Origin of the sequence: Saccharothrix longispora (assembly GCF_031455225.1) — a bacterium.
GTDB classification, from domain to species: Bacteria; Actinomycetota; Actinomycetes; order Mycobacteriales; family Pseudonocardiaceae; genus Actinosynnema; species Actinosynnema longispora.
In genome coordinates this window covers 334,990-352,711 of record NZ_JAVDSG010000001.1, presented here as the reverse complement: position 1 = coordinate 352,711, position 17,722 = coordinate 334,990, and the positions used below count along the sequence as shown (strand labels likewise).

Annotated in this window: 12 protein-coding genes and 1 pseudogene; 11 read left to right on the top strand and 2 right to left on the bottom strand. The window is 75.7% G+C overall.

The genetic code is table 11. From position 1 onward, the window contains the following. The first annotated feature begins 2 nt into the window (after window positions 1-2). From J2S66_RS01500 to J2S66_RS01475, 6 genes are all read left to right on the top strand, one after another. The gene (locus J2S66_RS01500; RefSeq protein ID WP_310302769.1) at window positions 3-1,940 is read left to right on the top strand and encodes a putative baseplate assembly protein; all 1,938 of its coding nucleotides are present in this window, start codon (window positions 3-5) and stop codon (window positions 1,938-1,940) included. Then, a complete protein-coding gene (locus J2S66_RS01495; protein ID WP_310302767.1) occupies window positions 1,937-2,476 on the top strand; it encodes a phage tail protein in 540 nt (179 codons plus the stop codon). Before J2S66_RS01500 ends, J2S66_RS01495 begins: the two co-directional genes overlap by 4 nt. Then, window positions 2,469-3,371 (top strand): zinc ribbon domain-containing protein, encoded by a 903-nt coding sequence (locus J2S66_RS01490; RefSeq protein ID WP_310302763.1) that lies wholly within the window; start codon window positions 2,469-2,471, stop codon window positions 3,369-3,371. Before J2S66_RS01495 ends, J2S66_RS01490 begins: the two co-directional genes overlap by 8 nt. A gap of 20 nt (window positions 3,372-3,391) precedes the next feature. Beyond that, complete coding sequence (locus J2S66_RS01485; RefSeq protein ID WP_310302762.1) at window positions 3,392-4,528, top strand: NAD-dependent epimerase/dehydratase family protein; 1,137 nt, start codon at window positions 3,392-3,394, stop codon at window positions 4,526-4,528. Between the two features lie 115 nt (window positions 4,529-4,643). Continuing rightward, a complete protein-coding gene (locus tag J2S66_RS01480) occupies window positions 4,644-5,219 on the top strand; it encodes a helix-turn-helix transcriptional regulator (RefSeq protein ID WP_310302759.1) in 576 nt (191 codons plus the stop codon). 1 nt (window position 5,220) lies between these two features. Next, window positions 5,221-5,400 carry a hypothetical protein gene (locus J2S66_RS01475; RefSeq protein ID WP_310302756.1) on the top strand — a complete coding sequence of 60 codons (180 nt, stop codon included), beginning with the start codon at window positions 5,221-5,223 and terminating at the stop codon, window positions 5,398-5,400. 29 nt (window positions 5,401-5,429) lie between these two features. On the opposite strand, the gene J2S66_RS01470 is transcribed toward J2S66_RS01475, so the two are convergent. Next, the gene (locus tag J2S66_RS01470; RefSeq protein WP_310302753.1) at window positions 5,430-8,843 is read right to left on the bottom strand and encodes an ATP-binding protein; all 3,414 of its coding nucleotides are present in this window, start codon (window positions 8,841-8,843) and stop codon (window positions 5,430-5,432) included. Window positions 8,844-8,873: 30 nt separating this feature from the next. Continuing rightward, window positions 8,874-12,371, bottom strand: a complete 3,498-nt coding sequence (locus J2S66_RS01465; protein ID WP_310302750.1) for an ATP-binding protein — start codon at window positions 12,369-12,371, stop codon at window positions 8,874-8,876. Between the two features lie 360 nt (window positions 12,372-12,731). Here J2S66_RS01465 and J2S66_RS01460 point away from each other — a divergent pair, with 360 nt between their 5' ends. The 5 genes and pseudogenes from J2S66_RS01460 (at window position 12,732) to J2S66_RS01440 (ending at window position 17,672) form a co-directional block, all read left to right on the top strand. Continuing rightward, window positions 12,732-13,919, top strand: coding sequence for a serine hydrolase domain-containing protein (locus J2S66_RS01460; protein ID WP_310302747.1), 1,188 nt, complete (start codon window positions 12,732-12,734; stop codon window positions 13,917-13,919). A gap of 273 nt (window positions 13,920-14,192) precedes the next feature. Continuing rightward, a pseudogene (locus J2S66_RS01455) lies at window positions 14,193-15,641 on the top strand (endo-1,4-beta-xylanase); the annotation flags it as partial. Between the two features lie 108 nt (window positions 15,642-15,749). Then, window positions 15,750-16,235 (top strand): cellulose binding domain-containing protein, encoded by a 486-nt coding sequence (locus J2S66_RS37045; protein WP_374726180.1) that lies wholly within the window; start codon window positions 15,750-15,752, stop codon window positions 16,233-16,235. 172 nt (window positions 16,236-16,407) lie between these two features. Further along, a complete protein-coding gene (locus tag J2S66_RS01445; protein WP_306749440.1) occupies window positions 16,408-16,995 on the top strand; it encodes an LURP-one-related family protein in 588 nt (195 codons plus the stop codon). 170 nt (window positions 16,996-17,165) lie between these two features. Continuing rightward, window positions 17,166-17,672: a hypothetical protein gene (locus tag J2S66_RS01440; protein ID WP_310302744.1), complete on the top strand. Its 507-nt coding sequence runs from the start codon at window positions 17,166-17,168 to the stop codon at window positions 17,670-17,672. Window positions 17,673-17,722 lie beyond the last annotated feature (50 nt).

The following is a 17,722-nucleotide window of genomic DNA, read 5'->3' as shown; positions in this document are numbered from 1 at the left end:
TCATGGCGCTGCCCGCACCGAACCTCGACGACCGCCGCTTCCAGCAACTCGTGGACGAGGCCAAGCGCCACGTCCAGCAGAGCTGTCCGGAGTGGACGGACCACAACGTGTCCGACCCGGGCGTGACGCTGATCGAGGCGTTCGCGCACATGGTCGACCAGCTCGTGTACCGGCTGAACCGGGTGCCCGAGCGCAACCACCTGGCGTTCCTGGACCTGCTGGGCGTCACGCTGTTCCCGCCGACCGCGGCGCGCGTGGACGTGACGTTCCGGCTGTCCGCGCCGCAGGACAACACCGTGCTGCTGCCGGTGGGCACGGAGGTCGCCACGGCGCGGCTGGAGCAGGACGAGCCGGTGGTGTTCGCCACCGCCGAGGAACTGGCCGTGGTGCCGTGCGCGCTGGAGCGCCTGGTGACGCGCACGGCGGGGGGCGAGCACGCCGACCGCTCCCGGGACCTGGAGGCGGGCCGGGACGTGCCGTGCTTCCAGGCGAAGCCCGAACCCGGTGACGCCACCCTGTTCGGCCTGTCGAACGCCGTGCCGCGCTGCGTCGTGGTGCTGCGGCTGGACAGCCGGGTCGAGGGCATCGGCGTCGACCCCCGGCAGCCGCCGCTGGTGTGGGAGGCGTGGGACGGCCAGGACTGGGCCCCGTGCGCGACCGACGAGGACACCACCGGCGGCCTGAACCGGCCGGGCGAGGTCGTGCTGCACGTGCCCGCCGGGCACACCGCGTCGGTCGTCGCCGGCCACCGGGCGGGTTGGCTGCGCTGCCGGGCCGTCGAACCGGTGCGGGAGCAGCCGTTCTACGCCGAGTCGCCGACCGTGCGGCAGGCCGAGGCGTTCACGATCGGCGGCACGACGGTCGCCGAGCACGCCGAGACCGAGGTGGACGTGCCGCTGGGCGAGGCGGCGGGCGTGCCGGGGCAGCGGTTCGCGCTGCCGAGCGCGCCCGTGCTGCTGGACGGCGAACCGCCGGTGGTGCGGGTGTCGGAGGGCGAGGGCTGGCAGGACTGGGCGGTGGTGGAGCACTTCGGGCTGTCCGGGCCCGACGACCGGCACGTGGTGCTGGACGCGGCGCGCGGCGAGGTGGCGTTCCCGCCGGCGGTGCGCGAGGCGGACGGGTCGCTGCGCCGCTACGGGGCGGTGCCCACGAAGGGCGCCGTGGTGCACGTGCCGCGCTACCGCACGGGCGGCGGCCGGGCGGGCAACGTGGCGCGCGGGACGATCACGGTGCTGCGCAGCTCCGTGCCGTACGTGGCGGCGGTGGAGAACCGGGAGGCGGCGCGCGGCGGGGTGGACGGCGAGACGGTCGCCGAGGCCAAGCTCCGCGCGCCGCACCAGTTGCGGGTGCAGGAACGGGCGGTCACCGCCGAGGACCACGAGCACATCGCCCGGCGGGCCGCGCCGTCGCTGGCCAGGGTGCGGTGCCTGCCGGTCGAGGGCGGCGGCGCGCGGGTGCTGGTCGTGCCCGACGCGGTGGCGGACCGGGGCGACCGGCTGCGGTTCGAGCAGCTCGTGCCCACCCCGGACGTGCTGCGGGCGGTGGCGGCCGCGCTCGACGAGCGCCGCCTGCTCGGCACCCGGATCGTGGTGGAACCGCCGCGCTACCAGGGCGTCACGGTCGTCGCGCGGCTGTCCCCGGTGGACGCGGCCGACGCGGCCCGGGTGCGCGAGGAGGCGGTGGACGCGCTGCACCGCCACCTGAACCCGCTGCGCGGCGGTGTCGACGGCACGGGCTGGGAGTTCGGCCGGCCCGTGCAGTTCGGCGAGGTGTTCGCGGTGCTCCAGCGGGTGCCGGGGGTGCGGGTGGTCGAGGAGGTGCTGCTGTTCCCGGCCAACCCGATCACCGGGGCGCGCGGCACGCCCGCCGACCGGGTCGAGGTGGCGCCCAACGCGCTGGTGTTCTCGCACCTGCACCAGGTAGTGGTGGCGGGACCGTGAGCCGCGCCGCCCTCCCCGGCCTGACCGGCAGGCACCCGCTGGGCGCGGCGCTGCCCGCCCTGTACGCGGCGGACGACCTGGCGCAGCGGTTCACCGCCGGGCTGGACGCCGTGCTGGCGCCGATCCTGTCCACCCTGGACAACCTGGCCGCGTACTTCGACCCGGACCTCGCGCCCGACGACTTCCTGGCGTGGCTGTCGTCGTGGCTGGCGGCCGACCTCGACCCGGCGTGGCCGGGGGGGCTGCGCCGCGAGGTGGTGGCCCGGGCGGTCGAGCTGCACCGGCTGCGCGGCACCGCGCGCGGCCTGGTGACCCGGCTGGAGCTGTGCCTGGGGGTGCGCGCCGAGGTGCGCGACGGGGCGGGCGCGGTGTGGTCGCCACACCCGGACGGCGAGCTGCCGCCGCCGGTGGGCGCGGTCGTGGTGCGGGTGCGGCCCGGCCGGTCCGGCCCCGTGGACCGGGCGGAGGTGGAGGCGCTGGTCGACGCGGTGCGGCCGGTGCACGTGACGTGCGTGGTGGAGGTGGGCGATGACTGAGGCGACGGGGATCGGGACCAGGCACTGCCCCCAGTGCGGCGCACCGGTGCCGGACGGGGACGACTTCTGCGGCAACTGCGGCACCTACCTGGGCTGGGTGGAGGAACCGGAGCCGGGGGCGTCACCCCTGGCGCCCACCCTGGAACCGGTGCCGCCCGGCCGGCCCGTGCTCCGGCGGCCGCTGCCGACCGCCTCCGCGCGGGACGCCGTGGTCGGGCCGCCGTGCCCGGGGTGCGGCACGGCCAACCCGCCGGACCGCCGGTTCTGCCGGCGCTGCGCGGCGCCGCTGCGGACCACCGCGCGCGAGGCCGCCGGTCCCCGCCGGACCCGGCGGCGGTGGGGCGGCGACACGTCCCGCCTGCTGCGCCGGCTCGCCGCGCTGCTCGCGGCCGCCGCGCTGGTGGTGGCCGCGGTGCTGCTCGAACCGTGGATCACGCGGTGGCTGGACGACCTGCGCGACAGGACGGCGACGCCGGTGGCCGTCGCGCCGAGCACCGCGAAGGCCACCGCGGAGGTGCCGGGCCACCCGGCGTCGGACGCCGTCGACGGCCTGTCGAACCGGTACTGGGGCGCGCCCGCCGTGGGCGACGCCGTGGAGTTCACGTTCGCCTCGCCGTTCCGGCTGCTGTCGATCGTCGTGCACACCGGGGCCGGCGTGCAGCCGGAGGCGTTCGCCGGGCAGGGCCGGGCCACGGCGGTGGACGCCGTGGTCACCTCGGTCGACGGCACGCACCGCACGGTGCCGCTGTCGCTGGGCGACCGGTCCGGGCCGCAGCGCACCGACACGGCGATCAGCGACGTGGTGCGGGTGCGGCTGGTGGTGGAGCAGGCCGCCGGGCTCCCGCCGGGCGGGCACGTGGCGCTGGGCGAGGTGGAGTTCTTCCGCCGCCCGTGAGACCTACGAGAGGAGCGGACGTGGACGTCGTCGTGGTCACCGGCTCGGCCGGGTTGGTCGGCGGTGAGGCCGTGCGGGTGCTGGCCGACCGGTTCGACCTGGTCGTCGGGATCGACAACATGATGAGGAGGGACTTCCTGGGCGCGGCGGCGGTGGGCGCGGCGGTCGAGGCGCCGTCGAACCACCGGCACCACGCGGTGGACGTGCGCGACCTGGAGGCGCTGGGCGCGGTGCTGCGCGAGTACGGCTCGGACGTGCGGCTGGTCGTGCACGCGGCCGGTCAGCCCAGCGCGGAGTGGGCCGCCGACGCGCCGCTGGTCGACTTCGGGGTGAACGCCCTGGGCACGGTGACCGCGCTGGAGGCCGTGCGGCGGTGGTGCCCGGACGCGGTGGTGGTCGTCGTGTCCAGCCGCCGGGTGTACGGCGCGGCGCCGGACGCGCTGCCGCTGGTGGAGACCGCGACGCGGTGGGAGGTCGACCCGGCGCACCCGTACCACGAGCACGGCGTCGACGAGTCGCTGCGGCTGGACCGCGTCGACCGCACGTTCCTCGGGGTGTCGAAGCTCGCCGCCGACCTGGCCGCGCAGGAGTACGGCAGGCGGCTGGGCATGGCCGTCGGGGTGTTCCGGTGCGGCAGCCTCGCGGGCGCCCGGCACGCGGGCGTCGAGCTGGACGGGTTCCTGTCCCACCTGGTGCGCAGCGCGGTGCGCGGTGCGGCGTTCCGGGTCATCGGGCACGGCGGCAAGCAGGTGCGGGACGTGCTGGACGCGCGGGACCTGGTGGAGATGTTCTGGCAGTTCTACCTGTCACCGCGGCCCGGCGAGGTCTACCACGCGGGCGGCGGGCGGGAGCGCGGCGCGTCCGTGCTGGAGTTCATCGCGCGGTACGAGTACCTGACCGGGCGGGAGGTGCGGTTCGACTACGCGCCGGACCACCGGTTCGCCGACGTCCGGTGGTGGCTCACCGACACCCGCAAGTTCCGCCGCGACTACCCGGACTGGCGCCCGGCGCACGACCCGTCGGACGTGCTGCTGTCGCTGCACCACCACTGGAGCGGCACCGCCCTTGACCTGGGCGGGTCCGGCGGTGTTGAGTTCGTCCACCACGGCTCTCCACGGCTCTCGACGGACGCCGCCGCGCGTGAAGAATCCTTGTAGACGCGGTTGAGAGCGCGTGAAGCCGCCCCCTCCAGACTCGGATCGCAAGGCGAGACTGCGGGAGGCAGCGGTGGAGCGAGTCCGGGTCGCCGTCCAGGCGACGGATCACCTGAGCATGACCGGTTTGACGACCTACCTCGCGTCGAGGCCGGAGGTGGAGGTCCTGGGCGGCGCGCAGCACGCGCGGGCCGAGGTGGCGGTGGTGGCCGCGCCCCGGCTCACCGCGGAGATCGCGTCCCGGTTGCGGCGCGCGGCGGCCCAGGTGGGCGCGCCGGTCGTGCTCATCGTGGACGAGGTGGGCGAGACCGACGTGCTCGCCGCCGTGGAGTGCCGGGTGGTGGCGGTGCTCCAGCGGGCCGCGGTGACCGACGAGGTGGTGCTGCGCAACGTGCTGGCGGCGGCGACCGGGGGCGGCTCGATGCCGCCGGCGATGGTCGCCGAGCTGATGCGGCACGTGGAGCGCCTCCAGCGGCAGGTGGTGGCGCCCGAGGGCGGGCCGAACCAGCTGACCTCGCGGGAGGCCGACGTGCTGCGGCTGATGGCCGACGGGCTGGACACCGCCGAGATCGCCGGCCGGCTGTGCTACTCGGAACGCACGATCAAGAACGTGTTCTACGGGATCACGACCAGGTTGAACCTGCGCAACAGGCCGCACGCGGTGGCCTACGCCCTCCGGAAGGGGATGATCTGACGTGGAGAAGTCGACCGAGCGCACCGGGGCCGCGCTCCGGCACGTGGTGGACCTGGCGCTGCGGGGCATGAGGTCCCGCGGCGTGCGCACGCCGCACCCGGTGCGGCCGGCGCAGTGGGTGATGACCGCCGACGGCGTCATCGACGGCCCGCGCGACGAGGAACCGACGGCCGGACCCTGACCGGGCCGCCGGGTCCTCCCGCTCCCGGTTCAGCGGGACACCGCGACCCCGCCCGTCGCCCGGCGGACGTCCCACTCCGCGCCGAACCCGCGGTAGAGGGCGACCGCCTCGGCCAGCGCGTCCCCCGCCTCCGCGCCGCGACCGGCGCGCGCCAGCAGGACGGCGCGGTCCTCCAGGGTCTGCGCCAGCTCGAACGCCCGGCCGACCGACCGGTAGTGCCGCACCACCGGCGCCAGCGCGTCCGGGTCCTCCGCCAGCACGCCCCGGCACCGCTGCGCCGCCGCGGCCGCGCGCGCCGCCAGCGCCTCGCGCTCCGCCTCGGCCTCGCACGCCCGCGCCGCCGCCACGGCCGTGGACCGGTCGCCGGCCGCCAGCGCCAGCCGCACCAGCTCGGGCAACCACTGGTGCCGCAGCATCATGTCCGCGTACCGGGTGTCCAGGATCGCCCCGAGCACCGACACCGCGCCGGCCGCGTCGCCCTCCCGCGCCGCCGCCATCGCCTGCGCCGCCACCAGGAAGTCGCAGTTCTCCCGGTACGCCTCGGTGACCAGCGGCAGCGTCAGGCCCTGCGCCAGGTGCCCGGCCAGCCGCTCGCCGTCGTCGCGGTGCGCGGCGATCAGCGCCGCCACGCCGTGCAGCAGCACCGGTCCGCCCTCCCGCAGGCCGTATCCGGTGAACCCGGGGTCGCCCAGCACGCCGTCCAGCCGGGCCACCGCCTCGTCCCACCCGCCGAGCCAGTAGTGGTGCACGGCCGCCGCCAGGTGCAGCCCCGCCACCGGCGTGGTGCGCCCGGCCACCTCGAACGCCAGCTCCAGGTTCCGCCCGGCCTCGTCGAGCCGGTCCAGGCACTGGAGGGTGAAGATCCGGTTGTCCAGCAGCAGCAGGCGCAGGTCGGTGAGGCTCACGTCGGTGCCGACGACGTCCAGCGCCCGGTCCAGGTGGGCCACCGCGCGCGGGTAGTCCCGGCGCACCGCCTCCACCTGCCACAGCACCTCCAGCGCCTGCGCGATCGCGGACGGGTCCGCCGCCCGCTCCCCCGCCTCGACGGCCTCCCGCGCGCTGACCTCCGCGTCGGCCGACTCGCCGGTGCCGGCCCGCTGCACCAGCGCCAGCAGCGACAGCAGCCGGGCCCTCCGGCGGTCCGACAGCACCGGGTCGGCCAGCGCCTCCCGCGACGCGGCCACCGCGTCCTCGGCCCGCCCGCCCCGGTACGGCATGTAGGCGAGCATCCACCGCACCTCGGCCACCCGGTCGGGATCGCGCAGGCACGGCAGCGCGCGGCGGGCGTGCTCCTCGGCCTCGGCGTCCCGGTTGATGCGGAACAGCGCGCCCGCCAGGTGCGCCATCAGCGTCGCGTCCCGCTCGTCGCGCGCCACCGACAGGCGCAGGCAGCGCTGGAGCAGTTCGACGGCCACCAGCGGCGCCCGGTAGACCAGGGCGGGCGCCTGCTCGACGAGCCAGTCCAGCGCCCACGCGCCGACCTCGCCCGCGGCGGCCAGCAGCTGCTCGGCGACGTGGTCGACCGCCGCGCCGGACGCGGCGAGCGCCTGCGCGGCCTGCTGGTGCAGCGCGGTGCGCAGTGCGGCGGGCGTGCCCTCGTACAGCGCCTGCCGGATCAGCGGGTGCCGGAACGCCATGCGCGGCCCGCCGTCGCTGAGCACCCCGGCGGCCAGCGCCTCCTCCAGCCGGGCCGCCAGGTCGACCACCGGCGTGCCGAGCACCACCGACAGGTCGCCGACGGCGAACTCGCCGCCCAGCAGCGCCGACCAGCGCAGCACCTCGCGCGTCGGGTCGGACAGGAAGTCGAGCCGGCCGGTCACGGCGGACACCAGCGACAGCGGGGCGCGGTCGAACGCGGTGTCGACGACCTCGGCGACGCCCGTGCCGACCGCCACGGCCTGCTCGCGCACCAGGGCGTCCGCGACCTCCCGCACGTACAGGGGGTTGCCGCCGGCGCGGGCCGCGATCCGGCGCAGCCCCGGTCCGGGCACCGCGCCGACCAGGCGGCCCACCATCCCGGCCACGTCGTCGTCGGCGAGCGGGACCAGGTCGAGCACGGTGCCGTCGCACGACTCGGTGTCCCGGCGCAGCCGGGCGATCTCCGCCCGGTACGGCACCGGGCGGGCCGCGCCGACCAGCAGCAGCGGCAGCCGCCGGGTGAACGCGGTGAGCCGGTGCCACACCCGGGCGCTCGCCTCGTCGGCCCACTGGAGGTCGTCGAGCGCGAACACCAGCGGGCCGTCCGCGCACAGCTGCTCCACCAGCGCCACCAGCCGGTCCACCGCCTCGAACACCGGGTCGGCGTCGCCGAAGAGGGAGCCCGCGGGCCGTTCCCGGCCGAGCGCGTGCGCGGTGGCCGACCGGCGCGGGTCCGCCGAGCGCGCCTCCACGGCGAGCGCGTCCAGGGCGAGCCGCAGGGGGAACCGGGTGCCCAGCTCGTCGGCGACGGCGAGGGCGACCTGGTGCCCGGCGCGCCCGGCGCGGGCGAGCACGGTCCCGAGCAGCGCGGACTTCCCGATGCCCATCTCGCCCTCGATCCACAGCACCCGGCCGTGCCCGGCGGTGACGTCGTCCACCAGCCGCCCCACCGCGGCCAGCTCCGCGCGGCGGCCGACGAGCTCGGCGCCCGGTCCGGGGGTCGGGGCCGGCCTCGCGGGTGGCACCCCGTCCCGGTCGCGGCCGGTGAGGATGCGCTCGTGCGCGGCGCGCAGGCGCTTGCCGGGCTCGACCTCCAGCTCGGTCACCAGCACGCGCCGCGCGTCCCGGAACACCTCCAGCGCCTCGGCGCTGCGGCCCGACCGGTGCAGGGCGAGCATCAGCAGCTCCCGGGCGCGTTCGCGCAGCGGTTCGTCGGCGACCAGCGACGCCAGCTCCGCCACCACCTCGGCGTGCCCGCCCGCCGCCAGCGCGGCCTCGGCGCGCAGCTCGCGGAGCACCGTGCGGGCCTCGGCGAGCCTGCGCCGCTGCGCCTCGGCGAACGGGCCGACCAGGCCGGCCAGCGGGTCGCCCCGCCACAGCTCCAGCGCCTCCTCCGCGGCCCGCCGCGCCGCCCCCGGGTCGCCGGCGGCCAGCCGCCGCCGGGTCGCGTCGGCCAGGGCCTCGAACCGCGCCACGTCCACGTCGGCGGGGTCCACCAGCAGCCGGTAGCCGGAGCCCGCCGACACCAGCAGGCGTGACGGCGTGCCGCGCGGCCGGTCCGGTTCCAGGGCCTTGCGCAGCGCCGACACGTAGGTGTGCACGCTGCCCTCGGCGGTGGCCGGCGCGTCCTCGCCCCACACGGCGGACACCAGCTCGTCCCGGGTGACCCCGCCGGCGCGCAGCGCGAGCACCGCGAACACCGCACGGGGGCGCGACGAGCCCAGCGCCACCTCCCGGTCACCGGCCCAGGCCCGCACCGCCCCCAGCAGCTCGACCCGCACCGCGCCCGTCATCCCGTCGACCACCTCTGGCCCTCCCCTGTCGCGCCGCGCCGGTCACCCGGACCACGCCGTCCCCTCGGCCGTTCCCGTTCCCGTCGTGGCCGCGCGCCACCGCACGTCCGCGCGCCGCGCGTCGTGCACCGCGCCCACGGCCCGGTAACCGCGCACCGCCTCGGCGAGTGCCGACGCCGAGCCCGACAGCACGGCCGCGTCCTCCAGCGCCCCGGCCAGCTCCACCGGGCGGCCGACCGCGCGGAACCGGGCCACCGCCTCCAGCACGGGCGCCGGGTCGCCCTCGACGAGCCCCCGGCACCACACCAGCGCGGCGGCGGCCCGCGCGGGTTCGCGTTCCGCGGCGGCTTCCTCCTCCGCGACGGCCAGCGCGCGTGCCGCCAGGTCCCGCCGCCCCCGGTCGACCGCGAGCCTGGTGAGGAGCGGCAACCACTGGTGGCGCAGCACCATCCGCGCGGTGGTCGCCAGCACCGGCTCCAGCACCGCGAGCGCCTCGTCCGGCCGGCCCGCGCGCTCCGCCAGCACCGCCCGCGCCGCCGGCAGGAAGTCGGCGTGCTCCCGGTCCGACGGCGTCACCAGCGGGTGCGCGGCGGCGGCGAGCAGGTGCGCCTCGGCGGCGTCCACCCGGTCGCGCCGGGCCGCGACGAGCGCCGCCACCCCGTGCACCAGCAGGGCCGGGCCGTGCTCGCGCAGGCCGAACGACGTGCCGGCGTCGGACACCAGCGCCCGCGCGCCCTCCTCGGCCGCGGCGTCCCACCGGCCCGACCAGTAGTCCTGCACGGCGGTGGTGACCCGCACGTCGCGCGAGGCCGTGCCGCCGACCGGTTCGCGCGCGGCGACCAGCACCTCGTCCGCCTCGGCGAGCCGGTCGAGGTTCTGCAACGAGAACGCCTTGTTGTCCAGCAGGCCCAGGCGCAGCTCGGTGAAGTCCGGTCGACCGCCGATCACCGCCAGCGCCCGCTCGACGCGCGCCAGCGCGCCCGCGTGGTCGCGGCGCACCGAGTCGACCTGCCACAGCGCCTGGAGGGCGTGCGCGACGGCGAACTCGTCGCCCGCCTCCTCACCGCGCCGCACGGCCCGGTGGGCCACCTCCTCGGCCGCCGCCACGTCGTCGAGCCCCTCCCGCAGCACGGCCGCCAGCAACGCCTCCAACCGCGCCCGCCACGCCGGCGGCACGGCCGGGTCGGCGGAGGCGGCACGCAGCGCGTCCACCGCCTCGGCGGCGCGACCGCGGCGGTACCCGACGTGGGCGAGCATCCAGCGCATCTCGGCGGCCCGGTGCGGGTCGCGGGTGCGCGCCAGCACGTACCGGGCCTCGGCCTCTGGCTCGCGGCCGAGCCAGAACACCAGCCGGGCCAGCAGGGCCGCGAGCCGTTCCCGGTGCTCGGCGGCGAGCGCCGGTCCTCCCACGACGGCGCGCAGCAGGCGGACCGCGGTGTCCGGCGCGCGCCTGCCCAGCGCCGTGCCGCGGTCCACCAGCCAGTCCACCGCCCACGGGTCCACCGCGCCGGGCGCGGCGGCCAACTGCTCGACCACCAGCTCCACCGGGGCGCCCGCCGTGGCCAGCGCCTGCGCGACCCGGCGGTGCAGCGCGGTCCGCACCGCCGCCGGCGTGCCGTGGTAGAGCGCCTCGCGGATCACGGCGTGCCGGAACGCGAGCTTCGGGCCGGCGTCGTCCAGCACGCCCGCGGCGGTCGCCTCCTCCACCGCGGCGATCAGCTCCGAGGACGGGCGGCCCAGCGCGGTCGCCGCGTCGCCCAGGGCGAACTCGGTGCCCAGCAGGGCCGCCGACCGCAGCACCTCCGTCGTGCCTGGCGACAGGAACGCCAACCGCCGCGCCACCGCCGAGACCAGCGAGCGCGGCGGGTCGTCGTCCAGCGGGGCCCCGGTCTCGGCGACGCCGTCGCGCACCTCGATCGCATGGTCGCGCACCAGCGCCTCGACCATGTCCCTGGTGTAGAGGGGGTTGCCGCCCGCGCACTCCACGACCGGCCGCAGGCTCTCCCCCGGCACCGCGCCCACCAGGTTCGCCAGCAGCGCCGTGCCCGCCTCGGCGGACAGCGGCCTCAGCCGCACCACCTGGCCGCCGGACGCGACCACCGCCCGCCGCACCTGCTCGACGTCGGCCCGCCGGGGCACCGACCGCACCGCGGCGACCAGCAGCAGCGGCAACCGGTGCGCCACGCGCAGCATCCGGTGCCACATCAGCACGCTGGCCTCGTCCGCCCACTGGAGGTCGTCCACCACGACGGCCAGCGGGGCCTCCGCGCACAGCTCGTTCACCAGCGCCAGCAGCCGGTCCACCACCACCGGCACCGGGTCGCCCACGGCGGGGGCGCGCAAGGCCCGCGCCAGCTCCGCCCGCCTCGGGTCGGGCGAGGTCTCCGCGACGCCCAGGGCCTGGAGCACCACCCGCAGCGGGGTGCGCGGCGCGACCTCGTCACCCGCGCCCCAGGCGACCTGGAAACCGGCGTCGGGGGCGCCCGCCAGGCCCGTCGCCAGCAGGGCCGACCTGCCGATCCCCGGCTCGCCCTCCACCCACACGGACCGCCCGCGCCCCCCGGCCGCGTCGGCCAGCGCGCGGCGCAGCACACCCAACTCCAGGTCCCGACCGACGAACACCCCTGCGGCGGGCATCGCGGGGTCCGGGTCCGGTGGGCCGCCCGGTAAGCCCTTGCCACCCGGTGCCCGGACCGCCGGACCCGGGATCGCCGGACCGCCGCCGACCGCGACCGCGACCGGACCGGGCGCGGGTAACGCGCTCCTCGCGCCGGCGCCCTCGTCGGCCAGCACCCGCTGGTGGGCCTCGCGCAGCGCCGCACCCGGCTCGATGCCCAGCCGCTCCACCAGCACGCGCCGGGCGTCCTGGAACGCCTCCAGCGCCTCCCCCGACCGGCCGCCGCGGTGCAAGGCGGTGATCAGCAGCGCCCGCAGCCCCTCGCGCAACGGGTGCTCGTCCACCAGCACGGCCAGGTCGGCGACCACGTCGGCGTGCCGCCCCAGCACCAGGGCCAGCTCGGCGCGCCGCTCGGCGACCGCCAGCCGCAGCTCGCGCAACCGGGTTCGCTGCGCCTCGGCGAACGGCCCCGGCACGCCGGACAGCGCGTCACCCCGCCACAGGGCCCGCGCCAGGTCCAGCTCGGCCAGCGCCGCCGCCGGGTCGTGCGCGCCCAGCGCCGCCGCGCGCTCCCGGTGCCGCTCGAACCGGTGCACGTCGAGCCCGTCCTCGGCCAACTTCAGCGAGTACCCCGACCCGGCCGACACCAGCACCCGTGACGCCGAGCGCTTGGACCGCGCGGGCTCCAGCACCCGGCGCAGGCCGGACACGTACGTGTGGAGGCTGGCCGCCGCCGTCGCGGGCGGGGCGTCGCCCCAGACGGCGTCGACCAGTTCGTCGCGCGACACGACCTGGTCGGCGCGCAGCGCGAGCACCGCGAACACGGCCCGCCTGCGCGCCGTGCCCAGGTCCACCTCGGTGCCCTCCCGCCACGCCCGCGCGGGACCGAGCAGTGCGGCGGTGACGGGAGCAGTGGCGCTCATCACCATTTCCGTCCAATGCGCCTGGAATGCGATCCGGTCAGCCTCTTGCCCGCTTTGCACCGGTGGTGTAAAGCGAATGCGGAATGCCCCGAACAGCCCGACCACGCCAGGTTATCACGCGGTCACGCAAGCCCTTGACCTGCGCCAACAATTTCACCAAGCGAGACGCGAGGCCATTCGGCATTCGCGCTCCGGGCAATTGTCGAGGTCACCCGCACCGCTCCCGGGGCCACCCTATTGGCACTCACCCCGCGCCGTCGCCATCCCGCGGGCTGATCCGTCGCTACCACCACGGGGGTAAGCGGGGTTGCCGTTCCGGGGCGACGACACGGGCGTCCTGCACGCCTAGTTTCCATTGACATGAAACGACTTCTCGCCCCCCTGCTGGCCGCCGCGCTGGCCGCGACCCTCACGGGCGCCGCGCACGCCGACCACCGCACCGCGTCCCCGCTCCAGCGGGACGCGGACGCCCTGCTCGCCCAGGGCGCGCCGGGCGTGCTGGTGGAGGTGGACACCCCACGCGGCGACGTGCGGGTGCGCAGCGGCGTCGCCGACACCGGGACGCGCAAACCGGTGCCGTGGAACGCGAAGTTCCGCATCGGCAGCTTCACCAAGACCTACGTCGCCGCCACCGTGCTGCAACTGGTCGGCGAGGGCAGGCTGTCGCTCGACGACACGGTCGAGCGCTGGCTGCCCGGCGTCGTGCGGGGCAACGGCAACGACGGCGGCAGGATCACCGTGCGCCAACTGCTCCAGCACACCAGCGGTCTGCACAACTACATCCTCCAGCTGCCGTTCGTCTTCAAGGGCGACGAGTTCCTGGCGGAGCGCTTCCGCACCGTCACCGCGGCGGAGGCCGTCGCCCTCGCCACCGGTGTCGCGCCTGACTTCCAGCCGGGTGAGGAGTGGCGCTACTCCAACACCGGCTACGCCGTCGCGGGCATGATCATCGAGAAGGTGACGGGCCGCACCTGGCAGCAGGAGGTGCGGAAGCGCATCCTCGACCCGCTGCGCCTGCGCGACACCTTCCTGCCGGGCACCTCGCCGGCCATCCCGAAGCCGCACGCCACGGCGTACGAGCGCTTCCCGGAGAAGGGCCTGGAGGCCGACCCGGAGGACCCGCGCTACGGTCCCGCGCTCGACGTCACCCACTACAACCCGTCGTGGGGGGGCGCGGCGGGCGACATGATCAGCACCACCGACGACGGCAACCGCTTCCTCCAGGCCCTCATGACCGGCGAGGTGCTGCGCCCGGCCGAACTGGCCGAGATGAAGCGCACCGTTCCCGCGACCGGGTTCGAGCAGGGGTGGCCGGGCGTGCGGTACGGCCTGGGCCTGATGTTCATCCCGAACGAGTGCGGCGGCTACTGGTCGCACGGCGGCGACATCCCCGGCTTCATGACGCGCAACGGCGTCACCGACGACGGCCGCCGGTCCGTCGTCGTCTCGGTCAACACCGACTCGCTGATCCCGACGCCGGGCACGGCGCCCGCGGTGGGCGACCCGACCTCGACCCTGGTCGACCACGCCCTCTGCGGCCGGGGGTAGCCCGCCGGCAGTGCCGCCGACAGCGTCCTCCGGCGGTGTCCCCGAGCGCCCGGTGCCCGGCAACGGCCACCGGGCGTTCGCACGAGGGGCACCGATACTTTCGTAACCCGCTGAAGCGAGTCGGCCGATCACCACGCCCGCATTTTGGCGTCTCTATAGGTGATTACAAGTTCTTGACGAGTTCAAGCAGGCCCCTTACGTTGCGAAAGCGTCACCCTTTCCGACCGAAACTTTCGAGTCGCCCTGTGGTGTGACGACACCTTGGAGGAAGTGATGTCCAGAACTGCTGTCACCGCCGCCGGCAGGCAGGCCGACCGCGGGAGGTCACGCCGCGTCGCGGTCGTGGCCGGCGTCATCGGGCTGCTGGGCGCGACGGCCGTGGTGCTGCCGAGCATCGCCAGCGCCGGCACCACGCTGGGCGCGTCGGCCGCGGAGAAGGGCCGGTACTTCGGCACGGCCGTGGCGGCGAACAAGCTCTCGGACTCGACCTACGTGAACATCCTGAACCGGGAGTTCGACATGGTCACGGCCGAGAACGAGATGAAGATGGACGCGACCGAGCCGAGCCAGGGGCAGTTCAGCTACGGCAACGCGGACCGGATCGTGAACCAGGCGCGCAACCAGGGCAAGCGGGTGCGGGGTCACGCGTTGGCGTGGCACTCGCAGCAGCCGGGCTGGATGCAGAACATGTCGGGTTCGGCGTTGCGGCAGGCGATGCTCAACCACGTCACGCAGGTGGCGACGTACTACCGGGGCAAGATCTACGCCTGGGACGTGGTGAACGAGGCGTTCGCCGACGGTAGTTCCGGTGGGCGTCGTGACTCGAACCTGCAGCGCACCGGCAACGACTGGATCGAGGCGGCGTTCCGGGCGGCGCGGGCGGCGGACCCGGGCGCGAAGCTGTGCTACAACGACTACAACACCGACAACTGGTCGCACGCCAAGACGCAGGGCGTGTACCGGATGGTGCAGGACTTCAAGTCGCGCGGGGTGCCGATCGACTGCGTCGGTTTCCAGGCGCACTTCAACAGCGGCAACCCGGTGCCGTCGAACTACCACACCACCCTGCAGAACTTCGCCGCGCTGGGCGTGGACGTGCAGATCACCGAGCTGGACATCGAGGGCTCCGGCTCGACCCAGGCCCAGCAGTACCAGGGTGTCGTGCAGGCGTGCCTGGCCGTGGCCCGCTGCACGGGCATCACGGTGTGGGGCATCCGCGACACCGACTCCTGGCGCGCGAGCGGCACCCCGCTGCTCTTCGACGGCAGCGGCAACAAGAAGGCCGCCTACACCTCGGTCCTCAACGCCCTCAACGCGGGCGGCGGCACCAACCCGACCACCACCACCACGACCACCACCACGCAGCCGGGCCAGAACTGCCCCAACGGCTACGTGGGCCTGACCTACGACGACGGCCCCGGCGGCACCACCACCCAGCTGATCAACGCGTTGCGGTCGGCCAACCTGCGGGCGACGTTCTTCAACCAGGGCAACAAGGTCGGCGGCAACACCGCGCTGGTGCAGGCGCAGCGCCAGGTGGGCTGGGTCGGCAACCACAGCTGGTCGCACCCACACATGACGCAGCTGAGCCAGGCGCAGATGACCTCCGAGATCTCCCAGACCCAGCAGGCCCTCCAGCAGGCCACCGGTGAGGCGCCGAAGCTGTTCCGCCCGCCGTACGGCGAGACCAACGCCACGCTCAAGTCCGTCCAGGCGCAGTTCGGCCTCACCGAGGTGCTGTGGAGCGTCGACTCGCAGGACTGGAACGGCGCGAGCACCGCGGCGATCGTGCAGGCGGCGTCCACGCTCCAGAACGGCGGCGTGATCCTGATGCACGACGGCTACCAGACGACGGTCAACGCCATCCCCCAGATCGCCGCGAACCTGGCGAGCCGGGGCCTGTGCGCGGGCATGATCTCCCCGTCGACCGGTCGCGCCGTCGCACCGAGCGACACGCCGGGCGGCGGTCCCACGACCACCACGACGACCACGACCACGTCGCAGCAGCCGGGTGGCGCCTGCACCGCCACCTACCGGACGACCCAGCAGTGGGGCGACCGCTTCAACGGCGAGGTGACCGTCCGGGCCGGCTCGTCGGCCATCAGCAGCTGGACGGCCACCGTCACGGTGACCGCGCCGCAGAAGGTGTCGAGCACGTGGAGCGGCACGCCGAGCTGGGACTCCAGCGGCAACGTGATGACGATGAAGCCCAACGGCAACGGCAACCTCGCGCCGGGCGCGAGCACGACGTTCGGCTTCACCGTGATGGCCAACGGCCAGTGGGCCGCGCCGACCGTCTCCTGCCGCACCCCCTGAGGCGAGGCGGGACGACCCCGACCCGCTGCGCGGACCCGGTCAGAGCGGACCGGCGTCGGCGCGGCGGGTCGGCCTTTCCCGCACGTCGGAGCGGTGGCCGGCTCGGGTCGGAGACGATCTTCACCCGGTCGGGTGAGACACTGCGGTCACCACCGGAGTCAGGGGACCCACGATGCACCCACAGGCCATGAACGTGCTGCACATGCACCAGAAGGTCACCTTGATGGTGAACCGCTACGAGATCTTCGCCGACAACGGCGGCGAGCCGGGCCACCTGGTGGCGTTCGTCGAGCAGAAGCGGATGGCGTTCAAGGAGCAGGTGACGATCTTCACCGACTCCGGCAAGGGGCAGGTGCTCGCGGGCTTCCGGGCGCGCAAGGTGATCGACCTCGGCAGCGGCTACGACGTGACCGACGGCGACGGCCGGTCCATCGGCTCGTTCCGCAAGGACTTCGGCAAGTCCCTGACGAACTCCACCTGGCACCTGGACCAGCCGGGCGCGCCGACGGCCACCGGGCGCGAGCGCAACGCGGGCCTGGCGATCCTGCGCCGCGTGTGGGGCTTCCTGCCGTTCGTCAACAACATCCCGGTCCCGTTCCGCTTCCACTTCGACTTCACCCGGAACGGGCAGCCGGTGTTCAGCGTGGACAAGAAGACGTGGGTCCGCGACCACTACCTGATCACGATCGCCGACCCGCACGTCGACCGCCGCCTGGTGATCGCGCAGGCCGTCGCGGTGGACGCGCTCCAGTCGCGGTAGCCGGGACCCCGCCCCGCCGCCGGCCGGCCCCGCCCGCGCGGGGGCCGCGTCGTGGTGGCGGGGCCGGGTGGCCGCGGGCCGCCGCGCTGGGCACCGCCGGCATCGTCCCCGAGTACGGGCACCCGGCGGAGGGCAACACCTCCGACAAGGAGTCGACCGCCCTCAAGGCCGTGCACCAGGCCCTGGACTCCCGCCTGCCGGGCGCCCGCTGGTGGCAGTCGGCCGCGGGGTCCGGCCCGGTCCTGTCGGGCAGCCAGTGGCACTGGGACGCCAACTACGACCGCCACCGCGAGCTGATGAACGACAACCCCGCCAAGGTGAAGACCGACGGCGACGCGATGAACGACGAGCACTTCTCCGCCGTCCGCCTGGACGACGCGGGCTCCGCCGCGCTGACCGTGGACGACCGGTTGGTCGACCGCCTGTTCCCCCGGGCGGTGGCGGGCGCCACCGCCGTGGTCAGCCCCCTCGGCACCACCACCGCCCCGCCGCCGCACACCGGCGCGGAACCGATCTCGGCGGCCCCGGAACCGGGTCCGGCCGGCCCCCGCCGACTGCTGCTGTCCACATCGGACACGGGACTGCACTTCGCCTTGGTCACCGCGGGCACGGGCGGTTCGCCGGAGGCGGCGCGCGCGGAACTGGCGGCGTGGGCCGCCGCGACATTCACCGGCTGAGCAAGCCGAAAGTTTCGCAACATCGCGTGCGGAGCGCGGCGCACCTCGTA